Origin of the sequence: Corynebacterium sp. HMSC072A04 (assembly GCF_001809235.1) — a bacterium.
Classification (GTDB): Bacteria; Actinomycetota; Actinomycetes; order Mycobacteriales; family Mycobacteriaceae; genus Corynebacterium; species Corynebacterium hiratae.
Genome location: NZ_KV796769.1, coordinates 90,795 through 103,077 on the forward strand (window position 1 = coordinate 90,795; position 12,283 = coordinate 103,077).

Consider the following 12,283-nt stretch of genomic DNA (forward strand, 5'->3'; position numbering starts at 1 on the left):
CTCAAAAGAGGAAAGATGCCTGTTACTATGCTGCATTCCATGCCCCGCCCGGCCGTGCTTTTCGCCGGACAAGGCTCCGATTGGCAGGGTTTCATCACCACCGCCGCGCAGACTGCCGCCACCGCTGACTCCCTGCGCGAGGCCCTCGCCCAGGCCCGCAGCCTCACCGGCCCCGCCGCACGCACCATTGCCTCCACGTGCCCTGGCGCACTTGAGCGCCTCGAGCAGCTCATTGATGGTTCCGTCGAGCCCAATTCCCTCGACTCTCTGCCGGCAGTGTCCATCCCCGGCATCGTCCTTGGCCAGATTGCTGCCATCGAGCAGCTGCGTGATCTCGGCGTCGACATCGACGAGCGCGCTGGGCATTCGCAGGGAAGCTTGGGCGAGATGGCCGTCGACAAGCCAGTAGAAGCCCTGGCTCTGGCCATCCTGATGGGCACCGCAGCCAGCGCGGTCAACGGCTCCGACCCGCGCCCCCAGATGCTGTCCATCCGGGGCCTGGAGCGCAGCTTCGTCACTGAGCACCTACACGGCACCGCAGCCATCGCCGTGGTCAACGGCCGCCGCCACTTCGCGCTGTCCGGCAACCCGGAGGACCTGGCTGCCACCCGCACCGCCATCGAAGAGGCCGTGAAGAGCTTCAACGCCGAGCTGGAGAAGCGCACCATCGGTGGCGATGAGCTCAGCCCGCGCTTCGATGAGCTGCCCGTGGCCCTTCCCTTCCACAACGCGGTTCTCGCGCCGGCGGCTGAGCGCACCGTGGCGCTGGCTCAGAAGTGCGGCCTCGACGTGGATGAGGCCCGCACCCAGGCCGAGGCCATCCTGGTCAACGAACACGACTGGCCGGCCACGCTGGCCGCGCTCAACTCCGAGCACCTCATCGTTCTCGACCGCGCCTTGGCGAACATCACCCGCCGCGTGGTGCAGGGAACCGGGGTGACGGTGGTCTCCGCCGCCACCCCGCAGGAGCTCGATGCGCTGGCGACGCCGGGCAATGAACTGCCCAAGGCCCTGAACTACGCTGACTTCGCCCCGCGCACCATCGAGCTTCCGAACGGCCGCACCTATACCCAGACCCGCTTCTCCGATCTCACGGGCCTGTCCCCGATCATGCTGGGTGGCATGACGCCGACCTCCGCTGATGGAGAGATCGTGGCCGCGGCAGCCAACGCCGGCCACTGGACGGAGATGGCCGGCGGCGGCATGTACTCCGATGAGGTTTTCCGCGCCCACCTGGCCACAATGGAGCAGCACCTGCGCCCGGGCCGCACGGCGCAGTTCAACACCATGTTCTTCGACCGCTTCCTGTGGAACCTCCACTTCGGCCAGGCGCGCATCGTGCCCAAGGCGCGCGCGGCCGGTGCGGCTTTCAACGGCGTGTGCATCTCCGCCGGCATTCCGGAAGTAGAGGAGGCCGGCGAGCTGCTGGACCGCCTCCACGCCGACGGTTTCCCCTTCATCTCCTTCAAGCCCGGTACCGCAAAGCAAATCCGCGATGTCCTGGCCATCGCCACGGCCTACCCGGAGGATCGCATCATCATGCAGGTCGAGGACGGCCACGCCGGCGGCCACCACTCCTGGGTCAACCTGGATGACATGCTGCTGGATACCTACGCCGAAATCCGCCAGCACCCCAACGTCTACCTGGCAGTCGGCGGCGGCATCGCCTCCCCGGACCGCGCCACCTCCTACCTCACCGGTGAGTGGGCGAAGAAGCACGGTATGCCGGCCATGCCTGTCGACTCCGTCTTCCTCGGCACCGTCGCCATGGCCACCAAGGAGGCCAAGGCCACTGATTCGGTGAAGGACCTGCTGGTCAACACCGCCGGTATCAGCCCGGAGCAGAACGACGGCTGGGTAGGCCGCGGCACCGGTGCGAACGGCGTGGCATCCTCGCAGTCCCACCTTTTGGCAGATATCCACGACCTCGATAATTCCTTCGCCGCAGCTTCTCGTCTGATTACGAGCCTGAGCATCGAGGAGTACCCAGCACACCGCCAGGAAATCATCGACGCCCTGGCCAAGACCTGCAAGCCCTACTTCGGCGATGTCGAGTCCATGACCTACGCCGAGTGGATCGAGCGTTTTGTGACGCTGGCCCACCCGTTTGTGGATCCGACGTGGGATGACCGCTTCTTCGATCTCCTCCACCGCGTCGAAGCCCGCCTGAACCCGGCGGACCACGGCCAGATTGAAACCCTCTTCGCAAGCCTTGAGGACGTCCACGACGCCCCCGCAGCCGCAGCGAAGCTGCTGGAGGCTTACCCCGCCGCACGCACCACCGAGGTCTCGGCGCGCGATGCCGCCTGGTGGATTTCCCTGCACTACAAGCACGTCAAGCCCATGCCGTGGGTACCGGCCCTGGACGGTGACCTGAAGTCCTGGTTCGGCAAGGACACGCTCTGGCAGGCGCAGGATGAGCGCTACACCGCTGACCAGGTGCGCATCATCCCCGGCCCCGTGGCCGTGGCGGGTATTACCAAGAAGAACGAGCCGGTGGCAGACCTGCTTGCCCGCTTCGAGCAGGCCACCACGGATGCGCTGCTGGAGCAGGGATCGACCCCGCAGAAGGCTTTCTCCCGCCTGAATTCCGCCGCCGATGAGGCCGCGTTCCTGCGTACTTCCCCGACCCTGCTGTGGCACGGCCACCTCATGGCCAACCCGGCTTATGAGATGGATGAGAACGCCTTCGACCTGCGCCAGGATGCCGAGGGCAACTGGGAGATCGTCATCACGGCCGACTCCTACTGGGATGACCTGCCGGAGGAGCAGCGCCCCTTCTACGTCCGCGAGGTCACCGTCCCTGTGGACCTGCCGGAGGATGTAGCCACGGGTGGCTCCCCGGTGGTCTCCGAGGAGCGCCTGCCCAACTCCGTCTTCACCCTCCTGGAGGGCCTGGCTGGTGTCGGCTCCACGGCGGAGCAGGGCGATGAAATCACGGAGATGCCCACCGTCGAGTCGGGCTACTCCTTCCACTTCCCTGCCTCGCTGCTCTCCGCACACAGCGCGGTGACCTGCGGCGATGCTGCAGCCGAGAAGGCCGGCACCCCGGATGTTCTGGTCGGCCCGTGCTGGCCGGCCATCTACGCCGCGCTCGGCTCCGGCCGCCTGGAGGACGGCTACCCGGTCATCGAAGGCCTGCTCAACGCGGTGCACCTGGACCACGTCATCGACCTGCGCGTGCCGCTGGAGCAGCTTGCCGACGGCCGCCAGATCGACGTCACCTCCTCCTGCACCGCCATCGAGGAATCCGTCTCCGGGCGCATCGTCACGGTGGAGCTGGAGCTCAAGGACCACGCCTCCGGTGATGTCGTGGCCACGCAGATGCACCGCTTTGCCATCCGTGGCCGCGCCACCGGCACCGCCGCACCGAGCCAAGCACCGGAGTGGGGCGGCGGCAAGTCCGCCACCAAGGTGGTGCCGACGCCGCGCTCCTTCGTCGACCGCGCCACCGTCACCGCCCCGCAGGACATGACGCCCTTCGCTCTAGTCTCCGGTGACTACAACCCGATTCACACTTCCTATAACGCGGCCCAGCTGGTGAACCTGCAGGCACCGCTGGTGCACGGCATGTGGCTCTCGGCCGCCGCACAGCAAGTGGCCGGGCGCCATGGCCGCGTGGTGGGGTGGACCTACTCCATGTACGGCATGGTGCAGCTGGGCGATGACATCGAGGTCACCGTTGAACGCGTCGGCCGCAAGGGCATCCACCAGGCCCTCGAAGTCACCTGCCGCATCGACGGCGAGGTGGTCTCCCGCGGCCAGGCCCTGCTTGCCGCGCCGACCACGGCGTATGTCTACCCCGGCCAGGGCATCCAGGCCGAAGGCATGGGCAAGGGCGACCGCCAGGCCTCCCCGGCAGCGCGCGAAGCGTGGCGCCGTGCTGATGCGCATACCCGCGAGAACCTGGGCTTTAGCATCCAGAAGATCATCGATGAGAACCCGACGGAACTCACCGTTCGCGGCACCACCTTCCGCCACCCGCAAGGCGTGCTGCACCTGACCCAGTTCACGCAGGTGGCCCTGGCTGTAGTGGCCTATGCCCAGACCGAGCGCCTGCGCACCGAGGACGCCCTGGCTCCGACCTCCTACTTCGCCGGTCACTCCCTGGGCGAGTACACCGCGCTAGCCTCGCTAGCGAATATCTTCGACCTTGAGGGTGTCATCGACATCGTCTACTCCCGCGGCTCCGCCATGGGCAGCCTGGTCCCGCGCGATGCGGAGGGCAACTCCGAATACGCCATGGCGGCACTGCGCCCGAACATGGCGGGCATTGATGCCGACAACGTCGACGCCTGGGTGGCTGAGGTCGCCGAGGCCACCGGCGAGTTCCTGGAGATTGTTAACTACAACATCCGCGGCCAGCAGTACTCCGTCGCCGGCACCAAGAAGGGGCTCAAGGCCCTGGTGGACAAGGCCAATGCCATCGCCCCGCGCGCGGCCGTCATGGTCCCGGGCATCGACGTTCCTTTCCACTCCCGCGTGCTGCGCGAGGGCGTTCCGGCCTTCGCGGAGAAGCTCGATGAGCTCCTGCCGCAGGAGCTGGATCTGGACGCCCTGGTAGGCCGCTACATCCCGAACCTGGTGGCCCGCCCCTTCGAGCTGACCCAGGACTTCGTCGATGCCGTGGCACCGCTGGCTCCCTCCGGCAAGCTGGACGGGCTGAAGGTGGAGGACCTCTCCGAGCACGAGCTCGCCCGCCTGCTGCTCATTGAGCTGCTGTCCTGGCAGTTCGCTTCGCCTGTGCGCTGGATTGAGACCCAGGAGCTCCTCTTCGGCAAGGTCGAGCAGATCATCGAGGTCGGCTTGGCTTCTTCCCCGACGCTGACCAACCTGGCTACCCGCTCGCTGGCCGTCGCCGGCATCCCGGAGGGCACCATCCGCGTGCTCAACGTGGAGCGCGACCAGGAGCAGGTCATGCTTGCCGACGTCTCCGAAGCCCCAGCCGCCGAACCGGCTGCGGAATCCGACGCCGAGGAGGCACAACAAACCAACGAGGCACCAGCCGAGGCTGCCGAGGCTCCGGCTGCGGCCGCGCCAGCTGCCGCACCTGCTCCTGCGCCTACCGCAGCCGCCGCCTCCGGCGACGCCCCCGAGCTGCGCTTTGGTGCGGCGGAGGCCATCATGGTGCTCTTCGCCTTCCAGAACAAGATCCGCGTGGATCAGATCGCGGACTCCGACACCGTGGAGGAGCTGACCAACGGTGTGTCCTCGCGCCGTAACCAGCTGCTCATGGACATGTCCGCGGAGATCGGCGTGCCGGCCATCGATGGCGCCGCCGATGCCGACGTGGCAACGCTGCGCGAGAAGGTCGCCACCGCCGCCCCGGGCTACTCCGCTTTCGGCCCGGTGCTGGGTGAGGCCGTCGGCGCGCGCCTGCGCCAGCTCTTCGGCGCTGCGGGCCTCAAGCCCACCGCCGTGGCGGACTACGTCACCGGCACCTGGGGCCTGCCCGAGTCCTGGGTTGCCCACGTCGAGGCTGAGATTCTGCTGGGCTCCCGCGAGGAGGACTCCGTGCGCGGCGGCTCGCTGAGCACCGTGCCGGCGAGCGCTACCTCCAAGTCCGCAGCACACGAGCTGATCGACGCCGCCGTCCAAGCCGTCGCCGCTACCCACGGTGCATCCGTGTCCAAGGGCGCGGCCGCCGGTGGTGCCGGTGGCGGTGCCGTGGTCGACTCCGCTGCGCTCGATGCCTTCGCCGAGACCGTCACCGGTGAGAGCGGCGTGCTGGCTACTGTCGCCCGCCAGGTTCTCTCCCAGCTGGGCTTGGACTCCGAACCGGAGCTCATCGAGGCACCTGATACCACCGTCATCGATGCCGTCGAGGCAGAGCTCGGCTCCGGTTGGCTCAAGTCCGTCACGCCGTCCTTTGATGCGAACAAGGCCGTGCTTTTCGACGACTCCTGGGCCATCGCCCGCGAGCGCGTCGCCCGCCTGGCACTGGGCCAGGCCGAGTACCCGGTGGACAGCTTCCGCGGTGCCGGCGAGGACCTAGCGCGTCAGGCGCGCTGGTGGAAGCGCGAGGACATCGCCAAGGCCGCCGTGGACACCACCCCCGGCGCGTTCGCCGGTGAGGTTGCCCTGGTCACGGGTGCTGCCCCTGGTTCCATCGCCACTGCGCTGGTGGAGCGCCTACTGGAGGGCGGCGCGACCGTCATCATGACCGCCTCCCGTGTCAGCCAGGCCCGCAAGGAATTCGCGCGCACGCTCTACGCCGAGCACGGCGCTGCTGGTTCCGCCCTGTGGCTGGTCCCGGCGAACCTGTCGAGCTTCCGCGATATTGACGCGCTCATCGACTGGATCGGCACTGAACAGCGCGAGTCCGTGGGCAACGAGGTCAAGATCCTCAAGCCGGCCCTCACGCCGACGCTGGCCTTCCCCTTCGCCGCGCCGAGTGTCTCCGGCTCGCTAGCGGATGCCTCCGGAACGACCGAGACGCAGGCCCGCCTGCTGCTCTGGTCCGTCGAGCGCACCATCGCGGGACTGGCAAGGTTGAGCCAGGGGGACGTCGACAAGCGCTGCCACGTTGTCCTGCCAGGCTCGCCCAACCGCGGCACCTTCGGTGGCGACGGCGCCTACGGCGAGGTCAAGGCGGCACTCGACGCCATCCTGGCCAAGTGGAACGTCGAGGCTGGTTGGCCGGCCGGCGTCACCCTGGCGCAAGCCAAGATCGGCTGGGTCGCAGGCACTCACCTCATGGGCGGCAACGACGTCCTCGTTCCAGCCGCGCAGAAGGCCGGAATCCACGTCTGGTCGCCGGAGGAAATCTCCTCTGAGCTGCTAGACCTAGCTTCCGCCGAATCCCGTGCCCGCGCCACCGAACGCCCGATCGAGGCAGACCTCACCGGCGGTCTCGAAGGCTTCTCGCTGACTTCTCTAGAGGTCGAGAAGCCTGCTGCGCAGTCCGCTGCAGAGGGTGCCGCCAAGGACACCACCGTCCGCATCAAGGCACTGCCTTCCCCGGCGCGCCCGGTGCAGCCGCAGCTGGCTCAGGAACTTGGCGACATCACCACCGACCTCGACGACATGGTGGTCATCGCCGGTATCGGTGAGGTGAGCTCCTGGGGTTCCGGCCGCACCCGTTTCGAGGCCGAGTATGGCCTGCAGCGCGACGGCTCCGCCGAGCTGACCGCCGCCGGTGTCATTGAGCTCGCGTGGATGACCGGCCTCATCGCATGGCACGAGGAGCCCACGCCGGGCTGGTTCGTCGTGGAAAACGACGAAGAGATCGCCGAAGAGGACATCTTCGACCGCTTCCGCGATGAGGTCGTCGCGCGCTGTGGCATCCGCACGCTGACGGATAAGTATCACCTCACCGACCGCGGCTCCATCGACCTGACCACGGTGTTCTTGGACCGCGACATCACCTTCACCGTCGATTCCGAGGCCACCGCCCGCGACATCGCCGAGGCCGACCCAGAGTTCACCAGCATCCGCGAGGCTGACGGCGAGTGGGAGGTCACCCGCCGCAAGGGTGCCACCGCAAAGGTGCCGCGCAAGGCCACGCTCACCCGCACCGTGGCCGCGCAGATGCCGGACAACTTCGACGCTGCCCGCTGGGGCATCCCGGACCACATGCTCGACTCGCTCGACCGCATGGCTGTGTGGAACCTGGTCAGCGCGGTGGATGCCTTCACCCAGGCCGGCTTCTCTCCGGCGGAGCTGCTGCGCTCCATCCACCCGGGCCAGGTGGCCACCACGCAGGGCACAGGTATCGGCGGCATGGAGTCCCTGCACAAGGTATTCGTTTCCCGCTTCTTGGGCGAGGACCGCCCCTCCGACATCTTGCAGGAAGCACTGCCCAACGTCATCGCGGCGCACACCATGCAGTCCCTCGTGGGCGGCTACGGTTCCATGATTCACCCCATCGGTGCCTGCGCTACCGCGGCGGTGTCGATTGAGGAGGCCGTGGACAAGATTGCCCTGGGCAAGGCCGATGTGGTCGTGGCCGGCGGTATCGACGATGTCCAGGTGGAGTCCCTCCAGGGCTTCGGCGATATGAACGCCACCGCGGAGACCGCGAAGATGACCGCCAAGGGAATCGATGATCGCTTCATCTCCCGCGCCAATGACCGCCGCCGCGGCGGCTTCCTCGAAGGCGAGGGTGGCGGCACGGTCCTGCTGGTTCGTGCCTCACTAGCAGCCGACTTAGGACTGCCGGTGCTCGCAGTGGTCGCGCACGCCGCCTCCTATGGCGACGGTGCCCACACCTCCATCCCGGCCCCTGGCCTGGGTGCGCTGGGTGCTGGCCGTGGTCGCGAGAACTCTCGTCTCGCACGCTCGCTGCGCGGACTGGGCCTGACGCCAAACGACGTCTCGGTCCTGTCCAAGCACGACACCTCCACCAACGCCAACGACCCGAACGAGTCCGAGCTGCACTCCATCCTGTGGCCAGCTATCGGCCGCGACGCGGACCAGCCGATGTTCGTCATCTCGCAAAAGACGCTCACCGGCCACTCCAAGGCGGGTGCCGCGCTCTTCCAGACCGGCGGTATCATCGACGTCTTCCGCACCGGCCGCATCCCGGCCAACGTGTCGCTGGACTGCGTTGATCCGCTCATCGCGCCGAAGGCGAAGAACCTGGTGTGGCTGCGTTCGCCGCTGGATCTGGCAGCCGCGGGCCGCAACGTGAAGGCCGCGGCGCTGACCTCGCTTGGCTTCGGCCACGTCAGCGCGCTCATCGTCTACGCCCACCCCGGCGTGTTCGAGCAGGCCGTGTCTCAGCAGCGCGGGGCGGATGCAGCTGCCGAGTGGCGTGAGCACGCCGAGCAGCGCCTGCGCGCCGGCCGCGCACACTTCGAGGCCGGAATGCTGGGCCGCGCCCCGCTCTTCGAGGTCATCGAGGGCCGCCGCCTACCGCACGCCGACGCCAAGGTGATGATTGACGGCTACGGTCTCGTCGACGCCGACAAGGCCGCGGAAATCTCCATGCTCCTCGACGCCGATGCGCGCCTGGGCAGCAACGGTGAATTCCCGGGTGCGTAACCTCTAGCAATTAGGGCCAGTTCAAGTACGAACTGGCCCTTTCCTTTCGGACTAACCTCGTTTCGCTCTATGTCGCGACGATATTTGCTCACCAACGCTTTTCAATTAAATGTTCCATCACACGCTTTCAAACATCCGCCGAAAAATATTGACAAGCATGATTACGGAATCAGCGATTATGCCAGCTTCACGGCGCGATGAGTTCGGTGCGTGTTTTATCGAATGAGCTAACGAAACTGCCTTACGAACAAAACTACGCAGTTCACTATTCGCTGGTCCTGGAAGTTCTACTTCAACAACTCGTGCCAGCCGGTTTTTGAGTTTCCCGCATTAAATTTATCCGCATCATCACCATTCCGTAAGTGACGAGTTTCGTCAAAGGCTACGCGGTTCAATTCATGTTGGCGGACATGAAAAACTGACCAGTGGCGGACACGGGATTTAGGGGTTTGGGGAGTTTTTATTGGGGGTAGGAAAACAAGGGGTCTTCATCCGATGTTCGATAGAAGAGTCTAACCGGACTCATCTAGCGAAAAGCATGGACGGACCTGACTCCGTCTCTAATCAGCAGCAATTGTCTTCTAGAAGAAGCAGGGGTGAAGTTGAGGTGTCAGGCCTGTGGCCCCGCCGTCGCCGATGGTGACTCCAACACCGGGTTCCTCGTGCCTATCGAAGGCAACCACAGCACGCGGCCGCGCGCCGTCGGCACGTTCCGTGAAATCACATGTGCCAAGCTTCACGGACCTCATGCCACAGGTGCGCCCGACACCGAACAACACGGCTCCCATCGGTCGGCTGATGCATCACGTCATCGTCGTTCGGACTCGAGGAGCATCCCAGCGCTAGATCGACGTCACAACAGGGCTCTGAACCAGAGGGGATAAGTTCGCTTACCATACTCCAACAGGACGAGTCAATCATTCGAACACGCCCTGCCCCCGTGGTGTCCGCCACTGGTCAGTTTCTCATGGCCATAGGCGGACTTTTTTATGTCCGCCTCCGGTCAGCTTTTCATGTCCGCTAACAATTCATCGAGAATGCGAACCACCCGATTACCGACATCACTGAAGTCACTTTGAATATTTGCAAAAGCAAACTTCTCACGGAGCTCCTTGATTTCTGTATCAATCCGCACCCATCCGGTAGAATCCCGCGGGCTAACAGGAGAAACCAATTTTCCTTGAAGCTGCGCATCTTCGAGGCCTTCGACATGCCTCTCAAACGGATCAAATATTGCGCTAAGAATCCGCCGTCTAGCTTGATAGCTTCCTTCAGCATCGTTCTGTTTCCAATAGTCTTTAAACGAAGACTCATGACGCGCGACGCTATTTAGTACCGGTAGGGCGGTATCGAGTACCGACCGGTGCGGATATCGGGTACCGGGGGTAGTTTTTGGGCACTCTTTAGTGGACGGCCCGCGCAGTGTGTACGTGTGGATCGCGTTCACGTGGAAGGAGTGATGGTGGTGACGGATTACCGTGCCATCATGTTTGCCTTGGTTGCCGGGAATCGTTCCTGGAACCAGATTCGAGCCGATTTAGGGGTCTCGAAGTCGACGATTGATAAGGGCAGTCGCGTTGTAAGGGACCATCAAATCGATGCTCGTGGGATTGCTGGATTGTCGAATGCCCAGTTAGAGGAGCTATTTCCGGATAACCGGCGTCGCAACGATGCGGAGTTCCTCGCACCGGATTTCAAAAAGGTTGCCGAGCGGATGGTCTCTGGCAAGCGCGTGACGTTGAAAGTCGCGCACGCCAAGTACCTGAAGTTACCTGTTGGTACTGGTCAGCGTCATTATTCGTATCGACAGTACTGTTCGCTGTTTGAGCATTATGTCGATGTTCATCAGCTGTCAGCGCAACTGAATCACGATCCCGGTGACGAGCTCATGGTGGACTGGTCGGGCGATGGAATGGTCGTTGTGGATCCGGTCTCGGGCCAGCGGTTTACCGCGCACTTGTTTGTAGCTTCATTGCCGCACTCAGGGATGAGGCATGTATCGGCGTGGCCGGATCAAAAAATGCGGTCGTGGCTTTTAGCCCACCGTGCGGCTTTGGAGTGTTTCGGTGGTTGTCCGCTGCGGTTGATCCCGGATAACGCGCTTACAGCCACGCAACAGATTTCCCGTGGGCTGCGGGGGCGTATCCCGGTTGCGGAGTATTCCACATTTGCCGATTTCTATCAGATAGGTATTACTGCGGCGAAACGCTACCGGCCGCGGTACAAGGCGAATATTGAAAAGGCCGTGGATATTACCCAGCAATGGTGCGTAGAATACCTCGACGACCAGGAGTTCTACAGTTTCGACATGCTCAATAAAGCACTCGAGGACCAAAGCGATTTCATCAACGATCGCCGTCCCTACCGCGGGCAGGATATCTCTCGTCGCCAGTTGTTTGAAGACCATGAGCAACAGCTGCTGCGCCCGTTGCCCGACCGGCGGTGGTCGTGGTCGCGGTGGAAGAAGTCCAAGGTCGCAATGAACTACCACATCCGGATCGCCAATCACTGGTATTCAGTGCCGTGGAAGCTAGCGGGCAAGTTCGTCGACGTGCAACTCTTTGATGACTATCTGGATGTCTTCTACGACGGTGAGATTGTTGCTTTACATCGTATTGCCCCTGCTAATTATGGCTACTCCACCTTGGATGAGCATGTCCCCGACAACCATAAGGACTTAAACACCCAGTGGAACCGGCAACGCTTGGAAGACTGGGCGAAAAGTATTGGGACAGCGACAGCACAGCTCATCGGCCAGATGTTTAACGCTCGTAAAGTCGAAGCCCAAGCATATTCTAGCGTTCTGGGCGTACTGAACCTATCGCAAGGCTCCATCCACGCTCACCTGACCATTGTGATGGCAGCGATGGCCACAGGCCACGTGTTGGAAGAAGCCTCGGGCCTGTCGCTGAAGCGATTGGTACGAATCTTGAAGAAATACCGATCGTTTACCGTCGAAATCTCAGGCCACACACTCCACGCACAAACCGACCTGCCCGCCGGCGTCCGCGAACTCGCCGAAAAGCTACCCCAACTGTCTGACTAAAATGACCTAAGTCAGGAAACGTTAGCGTTAAAACGTTAGCGCTTTAACGTCATAACACTAACACTAAAAACACCACTCAACCACCGCAATCATTGGGCAAGTTGGCCATAGTCAAAGCTGTGACCCTGGAAATTCGAAAGACGTCACAGCAACAAACCACCACCCCAGACAACCTTCACATGAGATGCCTTTTAAACATTATAAAATATGTCACACGTTCACCTGAGGTTACCCTCGTTTAGTGGACACCCT

General features: G+C 63.6%; 3 protein-coding genes. 2 read left to right on the top strand and 1 reads right to left on the bottom strand.

Translation table 11 applies throughout. From position 1 onward, the window contains the following. Positions 1–15 precede the first annotated feature (15 nt). Entirely contained in the window at positions 16–8,985 is an 8,970-nt protein-coding gene (locus tag HMPREF2565_RS04635; protein ID WP_071406926.1) for a type I polyketide synthase, read from the top strand. A gap of 1,003 nt (positions 8,986–9,988) precedes the next feature. On the opposite strand, the gene HMPREF2565_RS14175 is transcribed toward HMPREF2565_RS04635, so the two are convergent. Beyond that, positions 9,989–10,432 (bottom strand): hypothetical protein, encoded by a 444-nt coding sequence (locus HMPREF2565_RS14175; RefSeq protein WP_232745279.1) that lies wholly within the window; start codon positions 10,430–10,432, stop codon positions 9,989–9,991. Between the two features lie 18 nt (positions 10,433–10,450). Here HMPREF2565_RS14175 and istA point away from each other — a divergent pair, with 18 nt between their 5' ends. After that, the gene (gene istA, locus HMPREF2565_RS04645; RefSeq protein ID WP_158013202.1) at positions 10,451–12,031 is read left to right on the top strand and encodes an IS21 family transposase; all 1,581 of its coding nucleotides are present in this window, start codon (positions 10,451–10,453) and stop codon (positions 12,029–12,031) included. The last annotated feature ends 252 nt before the right edge of the window (positions 12,032–12,283 follow it).

Excerpts from the sequence above, each read along its gene's own strand:
- HMPREF2565_RS04635 (WP_071406926.1), top strand. The coding sequence starts at position 16 with ATGCCTGTTACTATGCTGCATTCCATGCCCCGCCCGGCCGTGCTTTTC.